Raw genomic sequence first — 24754 nt, 5'->3', positions numbered from 1 at the left:
CGGCGAATTGGGTACACCCGCTCCATGCCCGAACTACCCGAAGTCGAAAACGCTCGACAGGTCGTCGAGAAAGCCCTCGGACGCGTCATCGTCGATATCGATGACACCGACTCGTTCGAGTGCCGCCCACACACGCCGGGCGATATCGCCCACGCCTTGAAGGGTGGCAAGCTCACCGAGGCATGTCGACGTGGCAAGGCGATGTGGTGCGAAACCGTCACCGCCGACGGGTCCAGTGGTCCGACGCTGGGAATCCATCTCGGTATGGGCGGTCGCGTCATCGTCACCGCTCCCGACGGCGATCGCACGTCGCAGTACGGAGGCGGCGATCCACACGTGGGCGAGCGCGACACCGACAAGCCCGAGTGGACACGCTTTGCCATGACATTCGAAGACGGGGGTCAGCTCCGACTTTTCGACAAACGCCGGCTCGGCCGAGTGCGGCTCGAACCCGATATCGATGCGTTGGGGCCGGATGCTGCGGAGATCACGCGCGACGACTTCCGGCACCGAATCGGTTCCAGCGGAGCACCTCTGAAAGCACGGTTGCTGGACCAAGCAGCAATCGCAGGCGTCGGCAATCTGTTGGCCGACGAGGTGCTGTGGCAGAGCGAGCAATCTCCGTCCAGACGGGCAAAGACCCTCACCACCGAGGAACTCGACGAGCTCCGCGTTGTTCTGCGTCGCGCCATCAGGTCAGCGATCAAGAAGGGTGGCGTGCACACCGGTGAGATCATCCCGTTCCGCAAGGCGGACGCGGCGTGCCCACGATGCGGTGCTCCGATGACTCGCGGAACGGTGGGCGGCCGCACCACGTGGTGGTGTTCGCGCGAGCAATCCTGATCGGTTCCGCGCCGCTGCGTGCTGCTCGATAGCGCTGTAGGACAGCATTTTTCGGAATTGTCAAACGCTGTTGAATGCGGCGAAATCCCGTTCGGGCACGTACCGTGTGGGCAGCTTCGGGTCGACCGAAGCGCTCACTCGGCTGGAGGTTGCATGCTCTCGACGACCGACACGGGTCTCGCTCCGCAGGTCACCTACCTGCCCCGTCGGCACTGTTTCGCTGTCTGGCAACGTGATTCCACAAGGACGGCTACCACAGCGACGACGCCGATCGACCTTGCGCTACCCGATAAGGGCGGCACCGTGACCGTACGGACCGTCGAAGCGCAGCTCGTCGAGCCGCGTCGCGTCGACCTCGAAGCGGCACTGGCACCATCGGCAGGCCTCCCGGAAAGCGCGTCGGCCCGGGGGTGGCTGGCGGTTCTGGACCACCTGGAACACCGGCCCCACTACGCCGAGATTCCTGCATCGCTGCTGGAGTCACTCCCCCCGGCGGCGTACGCGGTGCCCAACACGGGCGGGTCCAGCGTGTCGACCGCGCACGGTGCCGTCGATGCCCTACGCACCAGCCTGCACATGCAGGGCAGTCTTGGCGACAGTGCGTCCACTTTCACCCCGCGGCCGTATCAGGTGCACGGTGCGTCCTGGATTCCGACCGTCGGAGAAGCCGGGGGTGGAGGAATTCTCGCCGACGAGATGGGGTTGGGCAAGACTCTGCAGGCCATTTCCCACATGATTGTGGGAGCCTCGCGCGGTGAAGGCAATTTTCTGGTGGTGTGCCCGACATCCCTGATCAGCAATTGGCGACGTGAGATCGAGAAGTTCTCCGCCGGCGACCTGACGGTCAATGTCTACCGGGGACCGAACCGCTCGCTCGGTGGATGTGGCGAGGTCGGCTGCGTGACCGTGACCGGATATCCGACATTGCGCTCCGACACCGACCGTCTGGCCGAGATCAGTTGGAACACGGTCTTCTTCGACGAAGCGCACGTCATGAAGAACTCGCGCACGCAGGTTTCCCGTGCCGCGCGACGACTGAGCTCGACAACTCGCATCGCACTGACCGGCACCCCGGTCGAGAACCGCATGGACGAACTGTGGGCCCTGATCGACCTCACCAACCCAGGTCTGCTCGGGACCAGAGCACGCTTCACTCGGCGATTTTCCGCACCCATCGAGAACGCAGGTTCGGCGGCTGCGCTTGCGCACTTGTCCCATTCCATAGCTCCGGTCGTCCTCCGACGGACGAAAGACGAAGTGGCGAACGACCTTCCACCCAAACAGCAGATAGACGTACTGTGCCCGATCACGAACGAGCAAGCGATGCTGTACAACTCGACGGTCGAGGCTGCATTCGACACCGGTTTCGGTTCTACACAACGCCGAGGGACTGCGGTGCTCGCTTTGCTGACCTCTCTGAAACTGATCTGCAACCACCCGGGTCTCGTGAACGGCAACATGTCTTCGTCGCCCGACCGTTCCGGGAAACTCGACAGGCTCACCGACATCATCGAGGAGCTCGCCGAATCGTCGCAGACAGCATTGGTTTTCACCCAGTACCGCAAGACCGGTGAGCTTCTCGCCGGCCATCTCGCGCGTGTCACTGGAGCCGCCATACCGTTCTTCCACGGCGGACTCGACGTGGACCAGCGCGAGAGAATGGTGGACGAGTTTCAGGGCGGTAGCTGTCCCGTGATGGTGCTGAGCCTGAAAGCGGCCGGCTATGGGTTGAACCTCACCCGGGCCAGCACCGTCATCCATTACGACCGGTGGTGGAATCCGGCGGTGGAATCGCAGGCAACCGACCGGGTACATCGAATCGGACAGACCTCGCCTGTGACAGTCATGGCGCTCACCACCGAAGGAACATTGGAGGAGTACATTGCGTCGCTGCACGCCCGGAAGAAAGCAATTGCAGGGTTGACCGAGGGGAACAACGAGGCAGCGCTTGCCGCACTGGATGATTCGACACTCAGACAGACGTTGTCGCTGTCGGTGGCACGGTGATGGCATCCACTCCCCAGCCCCCGCCGTTCGGTGCGACTCCATGGGGCAAGGAATGGTTGCGTCGAGTCGAGCCAATCACCGCTACCCGACCCAATCCCATGCTTCCTCGAGCGCGGAGCCTGGCTCGTAGCGAGTCGGCCATCGTGGATACCAACACGATCGGTTCTCTTCGCTGCATGGTCTCGGCAGGAAAGAAAATGGAGACCGCGACATTCACGGTGCCGCGCTATTCGGCGGCTCACAAAAGGGCGGCTCTGCGCATCGTCACCAGTCATCCGACTCACGGCAGAGGGAGCGGGGATCTGCCCGACGCGCTTCACGCGGAGCTGGTATCGGGGGGTCTGGCACCGGTTCCCATGGACGTCGACACGGCATGCACCTGTTCCAACAGAACTGATCCTTGCATTCACGTCACCGCAGCAACGTACGCGATCAGTCTGATCGTGGACCAGTCACCCACGACGGCGTTGGCTATACGTGGCCTGGACCTCGCCGAAGCCGCTGCGTCGACGGACTTTCCAGCTCGATGGATGCCCATCGAGAGCGTCGACGCAGCGGCGTTCTACGGCTGAACGTATGCTCGAAAGATCAGGACGTTGCCTCGACAGCGAGGCGTGCAAGTGTGTCATTCAGCTGATCCTCGGTGACCAGGGGAAACCCGATCTGCTGGAGAAGCTTCTTGTCCGTGACCTTCGACCAGTCGTAGGTGTGCCGCACCAATGTCTCGTTGGGTCCCTGAGACTCCAGTTCCCACAACCATTCCCATCCGGGAGGCTCGTTGCCGGCCGGCGCGGTCTTCCATGCCAGTAGCTTGTCCTTGGCGTACCCGGTAACGACATTGTCGGTCTGGTATTCCCCACCCATGTGATCGCCCTGCATGTTCATCGTGAACTTCTCGCCGACCTTCTGAATTCGGTCTGCGTGGTCCACGCCGCGTACGAATCCCGAGCCGTCGAGTGCCTGATGCCGCTCGGGGTTGGACAGGACGTCGAAAATTGCGTCGACGGGCGCTTCGATGGTGCGTTCCACTGTCAGCTTTGCGTTCTCTGTCATATCTGCACGATGCCCAATACGCCGGATCCTCAATCATGGATACAGCCGAAAACAGGTGGACCGCGAAGGCTGCCTGGTGAGATGCTCGGCCGACACCGGGATTGCGGCACCCAGCGCAGCGGGACGGAGGCATGACCGTTATGTCCACCGATCTTGCTCATTCCACTGCCACCTGGGTTCTCGAACACCTCGAACCCGGCGAACGTGTGACGGCCGTGGACTCGATGACCGGAGGCATCCTCGCCGTCGATGGTCCGACCTTGATGAGTGTTCCAGAGCGGTTCGTCCAACCATCGACTGCGCCTCGGTTTGAAGTCGGGCCGGGTCAAGGACGCAACGCCTACTTGCGTGCTCCGAAGAGCTGCACCATTGACCGATCGCTGTTCGAACGTTTGGCTGCTGTGCCCTGCGGACACTCTTAGCGAATTCTTGGAGACAGCACAACACATTCGAGAACGAATCCACGATAGTTTTCTACGTGCGAACACTCTTCACGACATCTGTCGTCACTTCGATGTGCGCGACTCTCATCTGGGTCTACGTTGCACCGCAACTGATGACAACGGGAGTCGTCGAGACCGGCCCACTTTTCGAGACCATGGTTCTTCTGCCGACACTCGTCGGTCTACCGATGTCATTGATCGGCATGGTGACCGGACTGTCGACCCTGTGTCGGCGATCGAGACTCGCCGCGTTCGTGTTGATGACCATCGGACACATTCTCACCATTGCGATCGCTGTCGCAATCGTCGTGTGGGCAGTCGGATTCGGTTCCACCGGTTGGGAGTTGATCACGCTTCCCATGTCGTTGGCGTGCGGGCAAATCCTGGCGTCGGCGGGGATAGTCGCCGCTGTCGTTCAACGCCGCCGTCTGGCCCTTGCGTAGCGCCCCGGGTCCAGTCAAGCAGCGGAGTCATTCATGAGATGTGTGAGTGGTCGCTTCCGGTGCAGAAGGCGTCCACGGCTTCAGCGGCTGCACGACATCCCGGTAGAACGCGTCGAGACCGTCGGTCACGCTACCGATGAAGCTGGCCGCCGACCCCGAGCGCTTGCTGCCCATCTTCGTCGGGGACGTCAGCGTGAAATACTGCAGCTCGCTGGTCCGGCCTGATGTGAGTGATTTCGTGTCTGCTCGTACAGTTGCCAGGTTCTCGCACGATACTTCGCTCGCGTCTGCGAACACGGCTTCGACCAGGATGTCTGCGGGAGCGTTCTTCAGTTGTCTCAGTAGCCATGATGCTCGTCTGAGCGCGGTCCCGTCGGTCGGCGCGTCGATAGCGGTACTGCACTGAATCTTGTTCGTACGCATATCGGCTTCGACGGTGACGTCTCCGGCAGCGTCGGGGATGCGCAGAGTGGCAGTAAGGCATCCGGAGGCCACGAGCTGGTCGACGATGTACTCGTTGCGTGCCTGAGGATCTCCGTTGAACTTCCTCGGAAGGTGATGCTTGACGGTGACGCCGAGATCGGCCGTCATCCTCAACGCCAGGTGCCTCGACAGCGACGCCCACGTGTTCGCAACCGATAGAGCTTTGACATCACTGGAGCGAAGGGTTCCCGCGGTGACGGAATCCCGGACCGCTACCCAGTGGCGACCCATGTCGACGAACTCTGTCGCACCGGATTTCGGGTGCGTCAGGTAGCGCACGAGCTCACTGAGGATCCACACCTGTAACGAGTCGGCGAGGTCCCCGTGCGACAGCAACATTCGGGCTTCGTGAATTACCTCGGACCATGAGATGTGTCGCAGTGAAACCTTGTTGAGCTTGGTCTTGTTGACCTGCACCGGAAGCTCGCCTGCAGAGGCCGGGATGTCGTTGGACAGGCTGAGAACCGTTTCGTATCTGTGCCGTTTGGCGACATCGAGGTAGTTCTCGAGCTGCTCCTTCTGCAGCTTGCCTGTGCCTGTCTTCACTTCGAGCAATGCCGTCCATACCTGCCCCGCACGCGACACCCGGAAAACCCCGTCCGGAATGACCTTGCCTTCGCCTTTCACGAATTGCACCTCGAGGTAACCCTCGAATGGACCTGACGGTGCGCCAGCGTGCGCGCAGATCGCTCGGGCGAAGGGACGAACCGCTTGCATCGTTGCGATCAGCGCCGACGTGGCCCTCTTCTCCTGCTCTTCACCGGACCCGACGCCGGAAATGGAGAACAGCCGAGCCGTCTGCCAGCCCTCTCCCCCAGCAAGCGTGAATTGCGGCGGACTGGCCTTCTTCACGGACGGCTTCTTCGTTCGCACGCCGCGCTTGGTGGGTTCGACGTCGACAAGCGACACATCGACGAGCTCACCGTTCTGGTCCGTAGCCTGTACGTGCGAATCCGCGACCTCGACGACGACCACATCGTCGGCACCGCCTTCCGGTTCGCCGTCGTCGACGTCCACGCCGAAATCCGTTGCGAGCCCTGCAAGCCCGGATTCCCAACCCTGCCCGACCGCGCGCAGTTTCCAGACACCGGCCCTTCGATACACCTCCCCGAACACCAGCGCACGCTCGGCGGTGGCGTCGGCGGTGAGGAACTCCCCCAGCACCGATCCGGTTTGATCCCGTACTTGGAGCGACAACTTTCCGAAGTCGCCCAACGGAGCATTGTCCGAGCTACCCGCTATGACTACTTTCTCGATATCTGCTGGGAGAGAGTCGAGATGGATCGACAGCCGTTCCTGTTTGCCTTCATCGGTGCTACTGCTGCCGAGATAACGCACTGATGCGTCGGCAGACTCCGATTGGTTGTAGAACACGAAGTCCGAGTCCGACCGAACGTGTCCGGTCGATGTCACCAACAGCGCGGATGCATCGAGGTCGCGCTCCGGGTCGACCCACGACACGATGACATCCAGCTGTGTCGCGTCGTCCGGTAAGGAAATATTCTGGCCCTTGACGAGAATGGGTGAACTCACGCTGACACGCTCCTGTCGGCAAACGGACTTGCGTTGCTCACCCTATTCACAACGCACCGGTGTCAGTCGCCCTCGCTCGACATTCATTCGTTCGACCTACGGCTGGGCCGATTCGGTCCGTGAGATCAGCGATCCATACACCTTGCTGTGGTCTGACTGCCTGTCCCTCGAATGGACTCAGCTTTTCCGACCGCACGGTCTCCATTATCGTTCGCACCATGTCTCTGGCCTCGAACAGACTTCGTTCACGTCTACTCGTCGGTGCAGTGGTTATGCTTGCCGCTCTCACGTCTGCACCTGCTCACGCCGGAACACCCGAGCCGGGCCCGCCGCCCATGACCTGTGCAGGCTGGTCGGTCGATACCGTGACGAGCGGACTCGACGAACCGGAGAATCTCGAACCCGACGGAGCCGGCGGGTTCTACATATCCGGAGCCTCCAGCATCGTGCACGTGGATGCAGGCGGCCATGTCGATCCAGTACTCGACAACCTCGCTGCTCCGCGAGGGATGCAGTTGCACGACGGCATCCTCTACTTTGTTGCCGGTCCAGGTCTTTCGCAATTCGACACCCGTACCGGCAAGGTCAGCGCGGTGACCGACATGGCGGCTCACGGACTTCTCCGGCTGCCGAACGGAGACTTCCTCACCACCGACGTGGGCACGGACATCGGCTCGCCTTCCCGAGGTCTGACCCGTTACGACCCGACCGCCGACGACGTCGAACAGAACTGGTCGCCCGTTCCTCGATCAGAAGGGTTGGCGCTCAGCCCGGACCACAGCCGGGTGTACACCGACGATCTGTTCACGGGCCAGGTCATCGAAGTACCCCTCGAAGCACCCGACGACTGGTCTGTGGTGGCTACAGTGCCGGGATTCTTTCCGGGACTCGACGACCTGACCATGTCCGACGCCGGCACGCTGTACGCCGCCGCACACGTAGAAGGTTCCGTGTACAGCATCGACCCCAGGACAGGGACAACATGCGTTATCGCAGCAGGCATTTCGCCAGGACGGACGGGACCGAGTTCGGTACGCATCGGACCGTCAGCCAACGGTTGGTCACTGTATGCAACCGTGTTCGACGGCACACTCCGACGCCTCACTCCCCCGCCCGGCGTGGATCTTGCACCGGTGAGATCCTGACCCGGTAGCCCTGCACAACCTGAACGCCGGTGCGATTCTGGACATCGACTCAGCCTGGACAGCCACGTGTTCGTCTCGGCTATCTGTCGTTGCCGAAGAACCACCAGGTGAGAACTATTGCTATGACCGCCGCGATGGCAAACATGACGGCGTTGAGCCAATGCGGGTTGCCAGTGTCGAGATCTGCCAGTGCCATGAGTATTCGCCCATCCGTCCGCCCTTGTGGACAAAACCGACTCCCACGGTCGAGCCTATACACACTGGAACGGATGAGTCCTCATCGCTCGACATCTATTCGTTCGACCCAACCCCCTCTCAGAAGAACGTGCGCTCCTGAGTTGGGACCATCAGTCGGTCGAATCAGAGTATGCGACTCAGAAATTGTTGTGTACGAGCATTTTTGGGTTTGTCGAAGAACTCACCAGGAGGTGCCTCTTCGACGATCTTTCCGTCGCTCATGAAGACGACCCTGTCTGCGGCCGCTTTCGCGAAGCCCATTTCGTGGCTGACCACCACCATCGTCATTCCCTCGTCGCGCAGTCGGAGCATGACGTCGAGAACCTCGTTGACCATCTCGGGATCGAGTGCCGACGTGGGCTCGTCGAACAGCATCACTTCGGGCTTCATCGCCAGTGCACGGGCGATCGCAACGCGCTGTTGCTGGCCACCGGACAGTTGTGACGGGTAGTTCTCCCCTTTGTCCGCCAGGCCGACGAGATCGAGTAACTCCTGAGCTTGCCTGCGCGCCTTGTCCTTCTGAGTGCCCAGGACATGGCGTGGACCCGATGCAACGTTGTCGAGCGCGGTCATCATGGGGAACAGATTGAAGCTTTGAAACACCATTCCGGTGTGATGCCGCTGCTTTGCGATCTGCGCCTCCGACAGCGGCATTCGCTTGGCCCCCTCCGAGAAGCCCATCATCTCGCCACAGACTCGGACGGTCCCGGATTCGATCGTCTCGAGACAGTTGAGCGTGCGCAGCAAGGTGCTCTTTCCACTTCCTGACGGCCCGAGAAGCAGAACCACTTCCCCTTTGTCCACCGTGAAATCGATGTCGTCGAGGACGACGAGATCGTTGTAGGCCTTTGTCATATTCCTGACCTCGACCATCGTCATCGCGTTCGTGGTCGCAGACGTCGCACTCGTCATCGGTTCACAGCCTCGGCTTTCATTGCGCTGTCGTCGAGTTTCGGACTCGACGGTCCGCCCTTACGGCGGTAATTGCGGTCGTATCCACGCCCTACTCGTACTTCGATCATCTTCTGAATCAACCCCCACAGAGTCGTCAGCACCAAGAAGTACAACGCCGCCGCGCAGAGCCCCTCCAGCACACGGAAATTCACCTGCACCAAGAACTGGGTCCGTCGCAGCAATTCCTGTACGGAGATGACCGACACCAGAGTTGTGGTCTTGAGCAATCCGTTGAAGCTGTTGCCGAGTGGAGGAATCATCACCCGCAGAGCCTGCGGAAGAACCACCACGCGGAAGACCTTCGTGGGCGACATGCCGAGTGCTCGTGCCGCTTCGGTCTGTCCGGTTGGAACCGAGAGCAATCCGGAACGGACTATTTCTGACAGGTATGCAGCTTCGTTGAGAACCAGACCCACTAGTGCCGCCTCGATCACGCCCAGCTTGATGCCGACCTGAGGCAGCCCGGTGTAGATGATCACCAGCTGCACCAGTAGTGGGGTGCCGCGCATCAGCCACACGTAGAACCCGGCGACTATCCGCAGGGGTACGAGCTTGGATGATCGCGCGGAGGCCACCACCACTGCGAGAGCGAGTCCGAGGATCATGCTGACTACGGTGAGCCAGATCGTGACCCACGCGCCTTCGAGCAGCTGGGCGCTCGTCAGGATGGAAAAGAATGCGTCCCAGGACCACATGTGGGTGCCTTTCGACTTGCGTTGGTCGGATCAGCTGTCGAGAGGACCGGTGCTCACGGCAATATCGCCGTCGTATCCGGTGACGTCGTACTGCTCGAACAGATCGGGAAGATATCCATCGCTCCTCATCTCCGACAGCACACGCGCCACCTCAGCGGAGGATTTGCTGCCCTTGGCGAATCCCATTGCCAGGGGTGCCTCGTTGATTCCACCGACGGCTGTCTCGAAGCGTCCGTCTTCCTGGTAGAACGACGTGACCGACTCCACGATGGAGGTGCCGTCGAGCTGGCCCGCCGAAAGTGCCTGATAGGCATCGGCATTGGTCTTGAACGTCTGCACCGTCAACGCGGGCTTACCCTCGGTCGCGAACTGCTCGGCCAACGCGGTCAACGTGTCGAATTCGTATCCGGGCGCTTCGACGCCGATGGTCTTGCCCGCCAGATCGTCCACACTGGAGATCGATTCGGGATTGCCCGACGGCACCGAGATCGATACTGCCTGCACCTCGTACGGAACAAGATCGATGGTTTCGGCGCGTGCGGGCGTGTAGAACATGCCGGTGTCGATCATGTCCCATCGACCGGCCTGCACACCGGGAATCTGCGCCTCGAACTCGATGTTGACGAACTTCGGCGTCAGACACAGGCGCTTGGCGATCTCCTTGCCGAGGTCGACGCGCATGCCGATCACGTCCCCGTTCGGATCGACGTACTGCATGGGCGGAAGCGTTGCATTGGTGGCCATCGTCAGAGTGCCTTCTTCGGCGAGGTCCGAAGCACCGAGCGTGGGTGTGCAGTCCGTCGGCGCGGCTGCGGAATCGTCCGAGGAACTACAGGCAGTGAGGCCGGCCACCACGACAGCGATAGCGGCGAGTCCTGTTAACTTGCGCATTGATCGAGCCTTTCGATATCGACTGCAGCACTACACGTTCGAGGACGGGGCGGCAGCGACAATGACGGAGTGATTCGAGCAGAGTTGATCCTTTGGGATCGATTGCATCAAGCGTCGCAGACGAATTCGGAGGCGTCAACGTGGTTAACACTGCCGACACGCGGTACATCAACTGTTAACCGTTCACATGTGATCGCGGTCCCGATTCCTGCAATCCGAAAACTCCGATCACAATGCGGCACACGACGCTCGCTCCACCAGACGAGCACCGATTCGATATGTACGCCCATCGGGTTCGAGCGAATCCTTGATCTGCTGAAACAACAGGTCCATGGCCACGTTGGCCAATTGGGCCGCGCCGTTGTCGACCACTGTGATTGCCGGCTGCCACATCGCGAGCCACGGCATATCCTCGTGGCAGATCAGCGACAACTCGTCCGGCACCGACACACCCCTGCCGACGAGCGTGGGCAGGATGCCGAAGACAGCCTCGTGGTTGGCCGCATACAGAGCAGTCATTGCCTGGGGCGCATCCAGAAGTGAGTTGATCGCGTCGGCACCGAATTCGGTGGTGAACGGGCCTTTCCGGACGATCGTCTCGTCGACCGGGATACCTGCGTCCGCCAGCGCAAGTCGATAGCCCTCGAAGCGCTCACGTCCGGACGTCGCATCCTCGTTTCCACCGATATAGCCGATACGACTGTGCCCGAGCTCGATCAGATGCGCTGTGGCGTCGCGAGCACCCGTGACGTCGTCTGCCAGAACCGTCGACGCCGAGCTCCCCTTGACCGAACGGATCAGGTTGACCACCGCGCGGCCCTGCTCCAGGAGCGCATTCGACGCCGCCGCACTTCGACCACTGCCGATCACGATGGTTCCGTCGACGCCATGCTCGCCCAGCATGGCGAGTACGTCGTCCTCGCGCGCCGGATCGGCATCGGTGATGCAGAGCAGGACCTGAAATCCGCTGGCCGCCGCTCTCTTCTGAACGACCTCGGCGACCGTGTGAAAGGTCGCATTGAGCAGGTTGTTCATGACCAGACCGACCAAGTGCGACCTGTTGGAGCGCAGCGCACTCGCAGCCCTGTTCGGCCGATAACCGAGAACACGGGCCGCATCCTCCACCGCTGCCCGCGTCTCCGCCGAGATCAGCGACGATCCACTCAATGCGCGTGATGCCGTGCTGCGCGAAACCCCAGCAGCGCTCGCAACGTCGATCAAGGTGACCGCCATCGGTTCTCCTTCTCTTGCTTCACGCCTCGGACAGACATATTCGACCGTGGTCGCGTTACAAGTACGTTTCCGGCTTGACGACTCGACCACCCCGAAGGCAGTCTATGCAATCGATCCCACAAATGCGGGTACGACGCGTCGTCGATAGTCCCGAGCCCGAAAGGCACTCCCATGAATCGCGATGATGTCGCGTGGTCCGGTTACTGGCCCGCTGCTCCTACACCGTTCACGCAGTCGGGTGACGTCGACACCGAGGCAATTTTCGACTTGATGAATCTTTACGCGCAGACGGGTGTTCACGGTGTACTCGTGAACGGCAGCACGGGCGAATGGTTCAGCCAGAACGACAACGAACGAAAGACCGTCGCGGAAGCATCGATCGATGCAGTTGCAGGCCGCTTCCCTGTCGTGATCGGTGTCAGCGCGTACACAGCTGCGCAGTCCTCCGCGCTCGCGAAGCATGCGGCTTCCGTCGGCGCGGACGGCATACTGGCGACGCCTCCGCCGTATGTACACACCTCGGCAGAAGAGACTTATCACTACTACCGAAGCGTCAGCACCGCAACATCATTGCCGTTCATGGCCTACAACTGGCCACGTGGCGTTGCGGTCGACATGGGCACCGCACCCGACCTGTTCTCTCGACTGGCCGACCTGGAGAACGTCGTCGCGATCAAAGACAGCACCGGTAATTGGCTCGCCATGCTCGACACCGTCGAGGCCGTGTCCGACCGCGTTCGTGTATTCGGGAGTTTCCTGCATCGACGCGGCCTTGCCACGCTGCTCGAACTGGGCGGGGACGGCAACATCGACGGCGGTGGGGTGGGCGCGCCCTTCGCGGTTCCGTTCTACGAGGCCGTCGCTGCACGTGACGCCGACACCGCACGCATGTGGGTCGATCGCTATCGCGCGTTCTCGGGCCGGCTCATCGCCTCGGACTACAGCGGCGTGTACGCCTCCCCCATTCCCCAGCTGAAGGCCGTGATGAACCTTCTCGGCCAACCGGGAGGCACCGTGCGCGAACCATTACTGCCGGTCACCGACGCCGACACGCTTGCCGCGCTGCAATCGGTCATCGTCGAATCGGGTATCGACGATGCCTACGCGACCGTAGGAGCTGTTCATGCGGTCTGAGGTCGACGTCGTTGTAATCGGAGCCGGAATCGTAGGTGCAGCAACGGCTCTCGCCCTCACCCGCGCGGGATCCCGCGTTGCTGTGCTCGATCGCACCCTGCCCAACACCGCCGGCTCCGGTACGACTGCGGGCAACCTGCACATTCAGACCATTCATACGCGCAGGCCCGGGCAGGGCACAGCCGTCGACGTCGAACAGCTACTTCCGATGCAGAAGTCGACGAGCACGCTGTGGAACACTCTCGACGAGACGGTGCCCGGTCTCGGGCTGAACCGGTGTGGCGGGTTCATGGTGGCCGAAACCGAGGAGCAGGTCCACGCCCTCCTCACGAAGCACCGATGGGAACGAGCTGCGGGGATCCCGACCGAGGTAATGACCGGCGATGAAGCTCGTCAGGCGCTACCGCTGCTCGGCCCGAGCATTCAGGCCGCAACCTGGTGTCCGTGGGACGGATTCGCGGAACCCGACCTCGCAGGTCCTGCCCTGTTGCGGCAGGCCGCGGCCGAAGGAGCGTCGGTTCATCCGTCGACACCGGTTACCGGATTAATCCACGACGGTGACGGTTGGACCGTCGGCACCGACGGTGGAACGTGGATTGCACCCGCGGTGATAGACGTTGCAGGTCCGTGGATGGCCCCGATCGCGGCTATGGCAGGGGTATCGCTCGATCTCGTCCCGACCTCGTTGCAGATGCACTCGCTCGATGCCGTACCTCGGACACTCGACGTGCTGGTTCAGCACGTCGGGGAGGGAATGTCGATCAAGCAGAATCGATCGGGACGCCTCGTCCTCGGCGGCGGCTGGCCTGCAGGTGCGTTCCACGACAGCGAGCCGGCGCCGAGCAGATCCGACAGCACCACAGGAAACCTGGAGCAGGTTCGACGGCTTCTGCCTGCGCTGAGCCACAATGCGCTCCTCGATACCTGGACCGGGCCTGTGGTCACCACGCCCGACGAAATGCCGGTCATCGGCGAACTGGCCGGAGCCCCGGGACTCTTCGTGGCAGGCGGCACCTACTCCTTCACTTTCGCACCGCTGTGGGGGCACATCCTTACCGAGCAGGTGCACGGTAGAAAACCAGAACTCGACGTAACAGCGTTCTCTCCGAACCGTCTCGTCCGACTCCAAGCTCACTGAAAGAAGGCTTCGCATGGCACTGGTCACGATGTTCGTCAACGGACAGGCGATGTCCGGCGGCACCCTGAACGACGCGTTGCACAAGGCGCGATTCGTGGGGAAAGTCGATACCGCACCGAAATACCGATTCTTCTCCGTGCGTGACGAATTCCCCGGTTTGCACCCGGTCTCAACCGATGGATTCGTGGTACCGGGCGAGCTCTACGAGGTCGAGTACGACGTATTGCGCGACGAGCTCCTGCCCAGGGAACCGAAGGAACTCGAACTCGGGGTCATCGAGTTGGCGGATGGCTCGGGCTCCCTGTCGATGCGAATGCGCGAGAGCTATCTGACGGACACGGGCGTCACCGACATCAGCGACCGCGGCGGATGGCTGACCTACCTCGCGAGCACACGATGAAGGTCGTGCGCGGTGGGACGGTCGTCGAATCCCATTGGGCCGCTCCGGCAGACCTGCTCATCGACGACGGCAGAGTCGTTGCGGTGCTCACCCCAGGGAGCGAGGTCGACGCGGCAGCAGAGGTCATCGATGCAACCGGGAAACTGGTGATGCCGGGTGGAGTCGATCCACACTGCCACGTCGGGTTCACCTCCGGCGAATTCACCTCGCTCGATTCGTATTTCGAGTGCACGACGGCGGCCGTGTTCGGCGGCACCACGACGATCATCGACTTCGCCATCCCCCGTCCCGGTCAACAGCCGCTGGACGCCGCCGAGGTACAGCGTGCGAAAGCGTCGAGCGGACTGTGCGATTCGGCTCTGCACGCCTGCGTCGTCGAGTGGACCGACACCACCGCGGACCAGCTGCAGACTCTGGCGGACGCAGGCATCCGGACGGTCAAGATGTTCACCACCTACGCCGGTGAAACGATGGCGAACGAACACACCATTCTGAACACGATGCAGGCCACTCGCGATCTCGGCGGAATGGTCATCATCCACTGCGAGTCCGACGCAATTGTGACCGACGCGCAGAACCTCGCAGCCGCGTCGGACGGAGTCGATGCAGCACACATGTCGCAGACCCGGCCCGAGCTTGCCGAAACTGCCTCGGTCGCCGCCATTCTCGCGATCGCCGAGTCACAGAGCGCGCCGGTCTATTTCGTTCATCAGTCGACTCCGGCTGCAGTCGAACTGGTCGCGGACGCGCGTAAGCGAGGGCTCGTCGCCTTCACCGAATCGGTCGCTCACCATCTGATCCTCGACGACTCGGCTTACGAGGGTGAGCAACCCGAACGTTTTGTCTGCTGCCCACCGCTGCGTTCGGCCGAGGTGGTCGAGGAACTCGGGCGTCACCTGTTCACCGGGCACATCACCACCATCGGTTCCGACCATTGCTGCTACGACACCGCACAGAAGCAGGTGCACAGCCACGACGTGCGGCACATGCCCAACGGACTGCCCGGTGTCGAGACGCGTCTACCGGTGATCTACTCGCACTACGTAGACGGATTGGGTCTGACTGCCAGCAGATTCGTGGAATTGACCTCGGCGAATCCAGCGCGCACCAATGGCCTGTATCCACGCAAGGGATCGCTGATGCCGGGGTCCGACGCCGACATCGCGATCTGGGATCCCAAACTGGAATGGACGGTGACCACCGAAACACTGCACATGGCGACCGACTACACACCCTACGAGGGGCATCGACTTCGAGGAAAGCCGGTCACCGTGATTGTGGGCGGCGAGATTGTTGTCCAGAATGGAGAACTCGTCGACGCCACTCCCCGCGGACGCCACCTCGAAGCAGCACCGCTCGACTTCAGCGGAGCATTCAGTATGTGAGGCCCAGACCTTTACCGTCGGCGGGTTCAGCTACCCGACCGTGCTGCCACTCAGGTCTATTTATCGGCGAGACCTGTTGCCTCTGCCAAGTATTTGCGTGAGTCCCGGAACGTCTGCGCTACACCGCGTCCAGCGATCGCGTGGTACCGACTGATTTGGTCGTCATCGAGAGCATCGAGAACAGTGCTGGAATCTGAGTGCATCCAGCCACCGTCTTGGACCAGTTCGTGGGCGCGTTTGCCGTGCAGGGCAGAAATTCCCTCGACTCTGATCCCCTGGGGATCGGTCGACGCCGCAAGGTAGTAGGCCTTCTTGCCGGGGTAACCGGCCTTGACCTTCTCACGCAACCGGAAGACGGCGGCTGCTGCGTCGTCGATGGCCGACGCCTGCTCCTCGGACTCGGAGGCCGAAACTCGCGCGATCTCCGCGTCCAGCGCAGCGAGCAAAGTGGCGAGGTACTCGAGATCACTCATAGGCCCATGATGCCCTAGTGCAGTGATCTCTCGAACCATTACCCGACTGGAAGAGATCGACACCAGTACCGCTCGTGGGTCGACCTGGCCGACCGCAGAGCAAGATGTTGGCCGACAGAGCCATCGGCCGTCCACGACTCGGAGCTGTCCGAACGGTCCATTGCAACTCCGCCGACATCGCATCTGTTACCTGCCCACCCGGATGCACCCCGCGCCGTCGATCGAGACGATCTGCTTCACGGCGTGTCTGCCGAGGCCGTGTTCGCACGCGAACAGTTCGGTCGTCAGCCGAAACGCCCCAACCCGGTCGACGAGCGTGCCGCCCAGGCCTACCACCACCAGATCACCGGTCATGGGCGCAGGTACATCTGCAAAGGCGTGGGAGCCGGCGATTCGGGCGAGGGCCGAAGGTCAGGCGCTCTGCCTGCGGCCACGGTGACGGCACCGATGGCAGTCAGGCCCGAGACAGTAAAAGCCCTTCAAGTCAAGGTCGAGGCTGGCGATTCGTGAGGGAGGGACAACGACGACCAGGGCGTCGTCGTGTCGGGTCAGGATCTCTCCTAGTTGTAGGGAAGCAAACTGGGTATCGAAGTCGTGTCATCGTTTCGGATGATTACCCTGGAATTCTACGGAACTGAGCGCTTCGCGCGCGAGGCCGCGACAGCGCCTCGATGATATTCGAGCGTTGCCCCCGCGTCCAACTTTTTCTGATCAGTTACGACAGACATCACCGCCGATTCCGTCCCACGAAGGGAGTACCTAGCGCTGGACTCATCGACGGCAGAGTTCAACACACGATCATTCGAAGACAATGTTCGAGATTGGAATCCCTCCGACACCAACACAACCCTTGACCGAGTACCAATTTCTGACTGCCCATACATATCATTCGACATCTTCACTCCTCTAACATATCAGCCGGGATTACGATCGCGACCGAAGCATATAACGACAATACCTCGTAATTAACATTAACAAAATTACACCTAGGTTCGCGACTGTCGAGAGCAACAACAAGTACCAAAGAACATCTAAAACATTCAGCTCATTTTTGAGATCAATAAAATCAATCGATGGCCCCGAAGTGTAAAATTTAATTGGTTCACCACCCCAAGCCCAGGGTTTAGGCCGGCTAGCGGTGATCGCAGAAATTGCTACAGCAAGTATAGAGTTGGCAATCGTCCACATTGATACAACAAATACGGCCAGAGACACTTTCCCAATTGCACTCGCTGAAAACTTTGTAATCACCCACGCCGAAACTATAGCGGGAATACCAAACAACACCGTAGCCCAAACCGTAGGTATTGCCAACCCGGGCATGAACACAGATGTATACAGGGCACCGACAACCCATACAAGCGCGGCAGTATATGCCGATATAAGCATTACGGGCAGCAAGAATCCAGGGGGTTGCTCCCTCAATTCGAAACGCACCGCGGGAACGATCCCACTTGGATACCGCCCGTGAGAGTTAGTTGAATAGACGCGTGAGATGTTTCTGAGGTATGCATGAGCATGCATGCTTCCTACACCCGACAACTTAAAGAACCCCCGTGCACTCGGCGGACCCATCGCTAGTTTGCGCTCGTACCCTCGCCTCCGATGCAGAACATAAGCGAAACGATCTCGCATGGACAGTCGATCGGCTACTGCCTTCTGGATCATTTGAAGCCGCCTTAAGGATTCGGCGTTACTCCAGCTCAGTGGTGACGTCTCGATGAATTCTAGGCCGGACTCGTAAAGATAAAATCCCTCCGGCACCACCAAATCGAGGTGATAGCTACGAGCCTCCAAAGCCACAGGTGCCAAGTATCGAAGCTTTCGCGGAAACAAGCCGATTGCCACCCGAACAAGCTCGCTCCAGTCCTTAGTCTTTGGACGACTTCTGACCACATATCGGTACCAAACACGATTCCACGCAGGCGATGAAGTAGAGACTTGGCCGTCGACCGCGGGGACTGGAATACCAGTCCATATGATGTAGTACTTGGACAACTCGCGTAGGTTCGAGATGAAATTATGCACCTCCAGCCCTCTCTCGCTGTTCTGATTCAGCAGAGATAGCTCAAGGGTCGCCAAGTACCTCTCAAGAGTACTCACGGAACCGAAATCCGCGGCCTCGCCATCAGAAACTTCAGAGCTAGACTCTTCAACCGGGTGGTCGGCAAGCACAGCGGTGAGTAGCGACGTGAATCGCTCCTCATCAACGGTCTTCGACTCGAACCGGTCATACAGTGCGGTGAGTGCTCCAACCAAAACTAAAGATGAGTCGCGTTGGCTTAGTGTTGTCCATTCCTTTCCATCAATTTTGATCTGAAAATCTGACAGCAAAGCAGATTTCCGAACTCTGTGGACAACTACAAGTTGCTCGTATGAATCTGCTTGCCGAATCTGGTCAACCCTACGAATTAACTCGTGCTCGTCATACTTTCCAGAAAGCAATATCCGGTGCCCAACACGGGGGGATGCCACTGAAGGCTGAGTAAGATGCAAAGCTGCCGAAGCCAGTTCGACATCATTAAAGCGATTAAATGCCGCCTCAACGGTCTCACGGACTCTGGTGATTGCGTCAGGACACGACCGTACGACAGTTGGCAACGACAGCGATATCCGCTTTCGATACCTTCTTGCCGCGCGGAGTCCTATTAGAATCCGCAAGAGCAACGCCACCATCGACCCCGATATCAGCCAGGCCGCCACTTCATAGTGGAGCCTGGATTCGTACTGAATCACCGCGCGGGAATTCGTACCGAAGGGCAATAGTGCGACCAGACCAAACGTCATCAACACCACCGTAATGATGGACAATGCACGGGTCGCCACCCGACCTACCACCCGCTGTTTCCAACTGGGGGTACGCCATGTGTGGATTGATTCAGCAGACTCTCCGACGTAGTCTACCGGGTCGAACGACACTACTTCAGAGTTCAAGTGAATCCAATCCGGGGAACTGCGCAATCGGGTGTGTGCGCGCCTCCATGTTATTAGCTCGCCAAGTTGCAGATATATGAATTTAAAGGCATTGCCAAGAAACCGCCACACAAAGCATCTGTTTCGAGCCAAAGTTCATCTAGTCGAATGACACCAAAAGTAAAAAGATCCGACGTCAGGCAAGCTGTCCAGTTCCCGGCACCCCAATGCGTATTCCAACAAGATCTCAGCAAGGACGCTGATTCGTTCTCCGGAGTTACTTACCCGCGTGGCGGCACCCGTGACGGGCGGTATTCACAGATACTGACATCTTAAAACTGCCACCGCGCCCCCGCGAACACTCTCAGACGCACGACCTCCCAGCAGCAAACGCATGGAAGATCGCAGATGTGGAAATCGAGATCTCAAAAGAGCCAACAAGATTCTGACGTAAGTATCGATCCTATTCTCGAGGGGAGCTCCTCCCTCGCCGACACCGATACTGAGGTCTATCGACCACATGCATGCGCGAACTACCGTGGCGAGTCCATCAGCCGCGCGTCCGATCACCGCGGCGTGTACGTCGCCCCCCACACGTATCGCGAATGTCAGTCTGCATCTCTGTCCGCCCGCACGATATCCGACGCGTAACCCACCGAAGTTCTCCGCGATACGGTCGTCGGACCGGAACAGCTCTGCGGTCGCCGCATGTTCTGGCACCTGCGAAGCAAGACGCCGAAACGCTGCTGCTTGCATGGGCGGTCGTTTCATGGGGACGACGGTAGTGCGGCGTCGTCTGAGGCAGACTGCACCGCACCACCCAATATCCCGAGTCAACCGAAATCGGAACAGTCCCGACCTACGGTCGCGGCCGGTATGCCACACGATGTCAGCGATCTTCCAGACTCGTTGATGCAGGGCGTTTATTCCCACGCCCCACCCAAGCGTAAGCATGAGCAGCGGGTCTCCTTCGGGTAACTGGCCTGTGGTGAGAGACTTTTAGTCTCCGGAGAGACCCGCTCTCCGTGGCAGTGTTACACGGGTAGGAAATTTCAGTGAGCGCCAGCGGGTAATTTCGTTGAGCGCGGTCACGGGTCGGAGATGCATATGACAATGCGTCGGCATTGAGCCAGTCAGCCTATTCAAGACCAAGGCGGTAGCGAAGCAAGCCAGTTCCTGACGCCATGTAGCCATCCGAGTTGCCGTTCGTGGTGATGTCTCCGACGATCATCAAGATAGCCCCACGCTCTTCCCGTTGCCTGGCCGCTGATCGGAGTGATGCGGAGAGCATCGTCTTTGAGGTCGATCCAACCAATCGGGTTGGGAAAGCGTCGTCCTTAACGTCTACATCGAACTCAGAGTCGTAGTCAGGGAAGTGAACATCTCCCAACTGAAGCAACGTTACCTCGCGCAAAGAAGTACCCCTCCACCTCGTGAGCGATTGCGCACCAAGTGCGAGCCGCTACCGAATCGTACGTGACGATCCGCTCAAGCCGGGGCATTGGTCTACTTTGCGAGCACTGCTACTACTCTGTCTTTGCCTCATGTAGCTCCGTTGTAATGAAAGCGCGCGACACCTGCTGCCCCTGCTGCCCGGTTACTCCATGATCGTCCGATTCGAAGATGACTACCCACCGGCTATGGGCGGAGCCTTTCACCACTATCCGCCGCCGCGACCAGACCCGTGATACAGACTTACGCCACGGAACTGAGGCGTTCATCGTGCTGAGCCGTCGACTCAATAGTATGTCGTTGTGGCTGGGTAAACTTGAATTGACAGAGTGCTTCCAGTAGTGCGGAGAAGCTCAATCCACCTGACAAATGAACGCAAAAAGACGGGTCCGGATTTCTCCGGAACCGTCTTTGAACTGCTCTGTGTCGGGCTGACAGGATTTGAACCTGCGACCACTTGACCCCCAGTCAAGTGCGCTACCAAGCTGCGCCACAGCCCGCCGCACCTCGAAAGGCGCTTGCTGAGATTACCCCAGCCCTACCCCTGAGAGGAAATCGCCTGCTCAGGGGCCGGGTCGGACGAGGTCAGCGGTTGTTGCCCTTGCCTGGCCGTTCCCGCTTCTCGCGGATACGTACCGAGACGCGAACGGGGCTGCCGTCGAAGTTGAACTCTTCACGCAGACGCCGCTCGATGAATCGGCGGTAGCCGGCCTCGAGGAAGCCGGTGGTGAACAGCACGAACGTCGGCGGGCGTGTGCTGGCCTGCGTCGCGAACATGATGCGAGGCAGGCGTCCGCCACGCATCGGCGGCGGGGTGGCTGCCACGACCTCTTTGAGCCACGTGTTGAGGCGTCCGGTGGGGACACGCTTGTCCCACGACTCCAGAGCCGTCTCCAGTGCGGGAACCAGCTTCTGCACAGCACGGCCGGTGTGCGCCGAGATGTTCACCCGCTGGGCCCACGGCACGCGCGCGAGATCGCGGTCGATCTCCTTCTCGAGCTGCTGACGACGGTCGTCGTCCACCAGATCCCACTTGTTGAACGCCAAGACCAGCGCGCGGCCGGCATCGGAGACCATGCTCAGCACACGCAGATCCTGCTCCGAGATCACCTGAGAGGCATCGAGAAGCAGAATCGCGACCTCGGCTGCCTCGATCGCGGACTTGGTGCGCAGCGACGCGTAGAACTCGGCACCGCTGGCATGACTGACGCGCTTGCGCAGTCCTGCCGTATCGACGAATCGCCATGTCTTGCCGCCCAATTCGACCAACGAGTCGACCGGGTCGACGGTGGTGCCTGCAACATCGTGCACCACCGAACGCTCGTCACCCGAGAGCTTGTTGATCAGCGACGACTTGCCGACATTCGGCTTACCGACCAGAGCGACACGCCTCGGTCCCCCACCGGGGATACCTTCGCGCGGAGTCTCCGGCAACGCCTCGAGCACACGGTCGAGCAGATCACCGGTACCGCGGCCGTGGGTGGCCGAGACCGACAGCGGCTCCCCCAGACCCAGCGACCACAGTGCGGCGACCTCGGACTCGGTGCGGCCGTCGTCGACCTTGTTGGCCACCAACAGAACCGGGGTCTTCGACCGACGCAACACTCGTGCGACAGCCTCGTCCGTCGTCGTCGAGCCGACTCGCGCGTCGACGACCAACAGGATCGCGTCGGCGGTGTTCATCGCCAACTCGGCCTGGCGCGCAACGGACTGTTGCAGCCCCTTGGCGTCGGGCTCCCAACCGCCGGTGTCCTGCACCAGGAAGCGTCGACCACTCCAGTTCGCCTCGTACGACACGCGGTCGCGAGTGACGCCCGGGACGTCCTCGACCACTGCTTCGCGGCGGCCGATGATGCGGTTGACGAGCGTCGACTTGCCGACGTTCGGTCGGCCCACCACGGCGAGAGTCGGTACGGCTACAGCATCTTCGCCGTCCTCACCCTCGTTGAGGTCGACGTACTCCCACTCGCCCTCGTCGCTCCACGTTCCGTCGCCCGCGGTTTCCGCTGCGCCGGAGAAGAATTCTTCACTCACTGCACTGCTCCACTTCTGTCGTTCACCACGAGCAGCAAACGCTCGATCACGCCGTCGAGATCCAGCTCGCTGGTATCGACGATCACCGAATCCTCAGCGGGACGAAGCGGTGACACTGCCCTCGTCGAATCTGCATGATCGCGGCGCTGCACATCCGCGAGCACGGATTCGTAGTCGTCATCGCGACCCTGTTCGATGTTCTGTTTGTTGCGGCGCTCCGCACGCGCCTCCGGTGAGGCTGTCAGGAACACCTTCACGTCGGCGTCGGGAAGCACGACGGTGCCGATGTCGCGACCCTCCACCACAATTCGCGTCGACGAGTTGGCGAGGTCGCGCTGCATCTGCACCAGCAGCTCGCGCACCGCAGGCACCGCGGACACGGCCGAGACGGCCTTGGTCACTGCGTCGCCGCGGATTTCGCCGCTGACGTCCTCTCCGTCGAGCAAGACGGTCTCCGACAGTGGATCGTTCCCGATCTCGAGGGGAAGGGCTGCAACAACTTTCGCGACTGCGTCTGCATCGGTGGGCTCGACGCACGAACGCAGCACCCATACCGTTGCGACGCGGTACATCGCACCGGTGTCGAGGTAGCTTGCTTCGAGTGCCGACGCGAGCCGGCGCGATACCGACGACTTACCGGTGCCCGAAGGCCCGTCCATCGCCACGACGAGCGCACTCATCACAGGCCTACGGATTCGTAGAGCTTGCCGATCTCGCCGCGGCCGAGAACACGCAGTGTTCCGGGACGCTGATCGCCGAGCACGATGTTGCCGACGTCAGTACGCACGAGGCGTCCCACCGGGAATCCGACCTTGTCGAACAACCTACGCACGATGTGCTTGCGGCCCTCGTGCAACGTCACCTTGACGAGCGATTTGCCGTCCGAGATATCGAGCAGCTGGAAGCCGTCGACCTTCACCGGGCCGTCGTCGAGAGTGACGCCTTCGCGCAGCTGCTTGCCGAGCGTGCGGGGAATGGTGCCGAACAGCGTCGCGAGATAGGTCTTGGACACCTCGTAGGACGGGTGCATCAGCCGGTGAGCAAGGTCACCGTCGTTGGTGAACAACAACAGTCCCTCGGTGTCGGCATCGAGCCGACCGACGTGGAACAGACGCTGACCCGCCTGCACGCGCTCGGCGACGATGTCGCCGACGCACGGACGACCCAGATCGTCCGACATGGTGCACTGCCATCCGCGCGGCTTGTTCATCGCGAGATGAACCAGTTCTTCCTTCACGACGACACGAGTGCCGTCGACGCGAACGACGGCGATGTTCGGATCGATGCGGATGCCCTGCTCGGTGACGATGCGTCCGTCCACCTCGACGCGACCGTCGGCGATCAGCTCTTCCGCGGCCCGACGCGACGCGACACCGGCCTGCGCGAGCACCTTCTGCAACCGAACACCCTCACCGGCAGGCACGTGCTTGCGCGGGGACGAGTCGGTGTACTGATGCTTCGCCGGCTTGGCGTTGCTGATGGTGGTCGCCGGAGCCTGCTTCTTCTGCGGCTTCGGCGGCTTGGGGCGCGACGGCTTCTTGCGGGGCACCGCGTCGTTGCTGCGATCGTTGATGCCCGTCTCGACGGGCTTGTTCTCGAACGATTCCCCCTGCTCGACGCCTCTGCGCGGGGCCGGTCGGCCACCGGTGCGGGGAGCGCCTGCGCGTGGTCCCCCGGTGCGAGGGGCGCCGGTTCGGGGTGCACCGGCGCGTGGAGCGCCGTCCCGGGGTGCGGCGTCGCGGGTGCGATCTCCGCGGCGTGCGTCACGCGGGGTGTCCGACCGACCTGCGGTGGGCTTCCTGCGTGGGTCTTGTCTCTTGTTACGGTCCGGTGTGCCATCACGGCGAGCGGGCTTGTTCACTTGT

The 24754-nt window shown here is 61.0% G+C and carries 21 protein-coding genes and 1 tRNA gene; 9 read left to right on the top strand and 13 right to left on the bottom strand.

The features are described 5' to 3' along the window. The first annotated feature begins 24 nt into the window (after positions 1 to 24). The 3 genes from J2X62_RS13975 (at position 25) to J2X62_RS13965 (ending at position 3422) form a co-directional block, all read left to right on the top strand. Positions 25 to 843 carry a DNA-formamidopyrimidine glycosylase family protein gene (locus J2X62_RS13975; RefSeq protein WP_310181329.1) on the top strand — a complete coding sequence of 273 codons (819 nt, stop codon included), beginning with the start codon at positions 25 to 27 and terminating at the stop codon, positions 841 to 843. A gap of 153 nt (positions 844 to 996) precedes the next feature. After that, entirely contained in the window at positions 997 to 2850 is a 1854-nt protein-coding gene (locus tag J2X62_RS13970) for a DEAD/DEAH box helicase (protein ID WP_310181328.1), read from the top strand. Further along, positions 2850 to 3422, top strand: coding sequence for a hypothetical protein (locus tag J2X62_RS13965; protein WP_310181326.1), 573 nt, complete (start codon positions 2850 to 2852; stop codon positions 3420 to 3422). The genes J2X62_RS13970 and J2X62_RS13965 overlap by 1 nt, the downstream gene beginning before the upstream one ends. Before the next feature lie 16 nt (positions 3423 to 3438). On the opposite strand, the gene J2X62_RS13960 is transcribed toward J2X62_RS13965, so the two are convergent. Continuing rightward, a complete protein-coding gene (locus tag J2X62_RS13960) occupies positions 3439 to 3903 on the bottom strand; it encodes an SRPBCC family protein (RefSeq protein ID WP_027497200.1) in 465 nt (154 codons plus the stop codon). 478 nt (positions 3904 to 4381) lie between these two features. Here J2X62_RS13960 and J2X62_RS13955 point away from each other — a divergent pair, with 478 nt between their 5' ends. Next, positions 4382 to 4789, top strand: a complete 408-nt coding sequence (locus J2X62_RS13955) for a hypothetical protein (RefSeq protein ID WP_032366143.1) — start codon at positions 4382 to 4384, stop codon at positions 4787 to 4789. A 27-nt stretch (positions 4790 to 4816) separates the two neighbouring features. Here the strand turns inward: J2X62_RS13955 and J2X62_RS13950 are convergent, their stop codons facing one another. After that, positions 4817 to 6805, bottom strand: coding sequence for a TerD family protein (locus tag J2X62_RS13950; RefSeq protein WP_032366142.1), 1989 nt, complete (start codon positions 6803 to 6805; stop codon positions 4817 to 4819). A gap of 218 nt (positions 6806 to 7023) precedes the next feature. Between J2X62_RS13950 and J2X62_RS13945 the strand changes: the two genes are divergently transcribed. Continuing rightward, positions 7024 to 7950: an SMP-30/gluconolactonase/LRE family protein gene (locus tag J2X62_RS13945; protein ID WP_310181322.1), complete on the top strand. Its 927-nt coding sequence runs from the start codon at positions 7024 to 7026 to the stop codon at positions 7948 to 7950. Between the two features lie 360 nt (positions 7951 to 8310). On the opposite strand, the gene J2X62_RS13940 is transcribed toward J2X62_RS13945, so the two are convergent. The 4 genes from J2X62_RS13940 to J2X62_RS13925 form a co-directional block, all read right to left on the bottom strand. Beyond that, positions 8311 to 9042: an amino acid ABC transporter ATP-binding protein gene (locus tag J2X62_RS13940; RefSeq protein WP_277345186.1), complete on the bottom strand. Its 732-nt coding sequence runs from the start codon at positions 9040 to 9042 to the stop codon at positions 8311 to 8313. A gap of 53 nt (positions 9043 to 9095) precedes the next feature. Next, on the bottom strand, positions 9096 to 9836 hold the full coding sequence (locus J2X62_RS13935; RefSeq protein WP_032366140.1) for an amino acid ABC transporter permease: 741 nt from the start codon (positions 9834 to 9836) through the stop codon (positions 9096 to 9098). Between the two features lie 30 nt (positions 9837 to 9866). Beyond that, positions 9867 to 10727: an ABC transporter substrate-binding protein gene (locus J2X62_RS13930; RefSeq protein WP_032366139.1), complete on the bottom strand. Its 861-nt coding sequence runs from the start codon at positions 10725 to 10727 to the stop codon at positions 9867 to 9869. Between the two features lie 228 nt (positions 10728 to 10955). Continuing rightward, on the bottom strand, positions 10956 to 11960 hold the full coding sequence (locus J2X62_RS13925; RefSeq protein ID WP_032366138.1) for a LacI family DNA-binding transcriptional regulator: 1005 nt from the start codon (positions 11958 to 11960) through the stop codon (positions 10956 to 10958). 171 nt (positions 11961 to 12131) lie between these two features. Here J2X62_RS13925 and J2X62_RS13920 point away from each other — a divergent pair, with 171 nt between their 5' ends. Genes J2X62_RS13920 through hydA form a run of 4 tightly spaced genes read left to right on the top strand, consistent with a single transcriptional unit; the run spans position 12132 to position 16017 of the window. Further along, the gene (locus J2X62_RS13920) at positions 12132 to 13094 is read left to right on the top strand and encodes a dihydrodipicolinate synthase family protein (protein WP_310181318.1); all 963 of its coding nucleotides are present in this window, start codon (positions 12132 to 12134) and stop codon (positions 13092 to 13094) included. Continuing rightward, positions 13084 to 14232 (top strand): FAD-binding oxidoreductase, encoded by a 1149-nt coding sequence (locus tag J2X62_RS13915; protein WP_032366136.1) that lies wholly within the window; start codon positions 13084 to 13086, stop codon positions 14230 to 14232. The genes J2X62_RS13920 and J2X62_RS13915 overlap by 11 nt, the downstream gene beginning before the upstream one ends. Positions 14233 to 14245: 13 nt before the next feature. After that, positions 14246 to 14632: a gamma-glutamylcyclotransferase gene (locus tag J2X62_RS13910; RefSeq protein ID WP_032366135.1), complete on the top strand. Its 387-nt coding sequence runs from the start codon at positions 14246 to 14248 to the stop codon at positions 14630 to 14632. Further along, a complete protein-coding gene (gene hydA, locus J2X62_RS13905) occupies positions 14602 to 16017 on the top strand; it encodes a dihydropyrimidinase (protein WP_310181314.1) in 1416 nt (471 codons plus the stop codon). Before J2X62_RS13910 ends, hydA begins: the two co-directional genes overlap by 31 nt. Positions 16018 to 16073: 56 nt before the next feature. On the opposite strand, the gene J2X62_RS13900 is transcribed toward hydA, so the two are convergent. From J2X62_RS13900 to J2X62_RS13870, 7 genes are all read right to left on the bottom strand, one after another. Beyond that, the gene (locus tag J2X62_RS13900; protein ID WP_094717513.1) at positions 16074 to 16490 is read right to left on the bottom strand and encodes a phosphate acetyltransferase; all 417 of its coding nucleotides are present in this window, start codon (positions 16488 to 16490) and stop codon (positions 16074 to 16076) included. Positions 16491 to 16676: 186 nt separating this feature from the next. Beyond that, a complete protein-coding gene (locus tag J2X62_RS13895; protein WP_310181310.1) occupies positions 16677 to 16844 on the bottom strand; it encodes a hypothetical protein in 168 nt (55 codons plus the stop codon). A 570-nt stretch (positions 16845 to 17414) separates the two neighbouring features. Further along, entirely contained in the window at positions 17415 to 19409 is a 1995-nt protein-coding gene (locus J2X62_RS13890) for a hypothetical protein (protein WP_310181308.1), read from the bottom strand. 1872 nt (positions 19410 to 21281) lie between these two features. Next, positions 21282 to 21355, bottom strand: a tRNA-Pro gene (locus tag J2X62_RS13885). An 85-nt stretch (positions 21356 to 21440) separates the two neighbouring features. Beyond that, complete coding sequence (der, locus tag J2X62_RS13880) at positions 21441 to 22889, bottom strand: ribosome biogenesis GTPase Der (protein WP_027497207.1); 1449 nt, start codon at positions 22887 to 22889, stop codon at positions 21441 to 21443. After that, entirely contained in the window at positions 22886 to 23569 is a 684-nt protein-coding gene (gene cmk, locus J2X62_RS13875; protein WP_310181305.1) for a (d)CMP kinase, read from the bottom strand. Before cmk ends, der begins: the two co-directional genes overlap by 4 nt. Further along, positions 23569 to 24750 (bottom strand): pseudouridine synthase, encoded by a 1182-nt coding sequence (locus tag J2X62_RS13870; protein WP_080729250.1) that lies wholly within the window; start codon positions 24748 to 24750, stop codon positions 23569 to 23571. The genes cmk and J2X62_RS13870 overlap by 1 nt, the downstream gene beginning before the upstream one ends. Positions 24751 to 24754 lie beyond the last annotated feature (4 nt).

Source organism: Rhodococcus sp. 3258, assembly GCF_031456475.1.
GTDB classification, from domain to species: Bacteria; Actinomycetota; Actinomycetes; order Mycobacteriales; family Mycobacteriaceae; genus Rhodococcoides; species Rhodococcoides fascians.
The sequence above is the reverse complement of the archived record's forward strand: the minus strand, read 5'-3'. Positions and strand labels throughout refer to the sequence as shown.

Bases quoted from the DNA above. Each gene is read 5' to 3' on its own strand.
- J2X62_RS13920 (WP_310181318.1), top strand. From the start codon at position 12,132: ATGAATCGCGATGATGTCGCGTGGTCCGGTTACTGGCCCGCTGCTCCT.
- J2X62_RS13910 (WP_032366135.1), top strand. From the start codon at position 14,246: ATGGCACTGGTCACGATGTTCGTCAACGGACAGGCGATGTCCGGCGGC.
- J2X62_RS13900 (WP_094717513.1), bottom strand. From the start codon at position 16,490: ATGAGTGATCTCGAGTACCTCGCCACTTTGCTCGCTGCGCTGGACGCG.
- J2X62_RS13915 (WP_032366136.1), top strand. From the start codon at position 13,084: ATGCGGTCTGAGGTCGACGTCGTTGTAATCGGAGCCGGAATCGTAGGT.
- J2X62_RS13940 (WP_277345186.1), bottom strand. From the start codon at position 9,042: ATGACAAAGGCCTACAACGATCTCGTCGTCCTCGACGACATCGATTTC.
- J2X62_RS13895 (WP_310181310.1), bottom strand. From the start codon at position 16,844: ATGACCGGTGATCTGGTGGTGGTAGGCCTGGGCGGCACGCTCGTCGAC.
- cmk (WP_310181305.1), bottom strand. From the start codon at position 23,569: ATGAGTGCGCTCGTCGTGGCGATGGACGGGCCTTCGGGCACCGGTAAG.
- J2X62_RS13960 (WP_027497200.1), bottom strand. From the start codon at position 3,903: ATGACAGAGAACGCAAAGCTGACAGTGGAACGCACCATCGAAGCGCCC.
- J2X62_RS13970 (WP_310181328.1), top strand. From the start codon at position 997: ATGCTCTCGACGACCGACACGGGTCTCGCTCCGCAGGTCACCTACCTG.
- J2X62_RS13965 (WP_310181326.1), top strand. From the start codon at position 2,850: ATGGCATCCACTCCCCAGCCCCCGCCGTTCGGTGCGACTCCATGGGGC.
- J2X62_RS13975 (WP_310181329.1), top strand. From the start codon at position 25: ATGCCCGAACTACCCGAAGTCGAAAACGCTCGACAGGTCGTCGAGAAA.
- J2X62_RS13925 (WP_032366138.1), bottom strand. From the start codon at position 11,960: ATGGCGGTCACCTTGATCGACGTTGCGAGCGCTGCTGGGGTTTCGCGC.
- J2X62_RS13935 (WP_032366140.1), bottom strand. From the start codon at position 9,836: ATGTGGTCCTGGGACGCATTCTTTTCCATCCTGACGAGCGCCCAGCTG.
- J2X62_RS13930 (WP_032366139.1), bottom strand. From the start codon at position 10,727: ATGCGCAAGTTAACAGGACTCGCCGCTATCGCTGTCGTGGTGGCCGGC.
- J2X62_RS13945 (WP_310181322.1), top strand. From the start codon at position 7,024: ATGTCTCTGGCCTCGAACAGACTTCGTTCACGTCTACTCGTCGGTGCA.
- hydA (WP_310181314.1), top strand. From the start codon at position 14,602: ATGGCTGACCTACCTCGCGAGCACACGATGAAGGTCGTGCGCGGTGGG.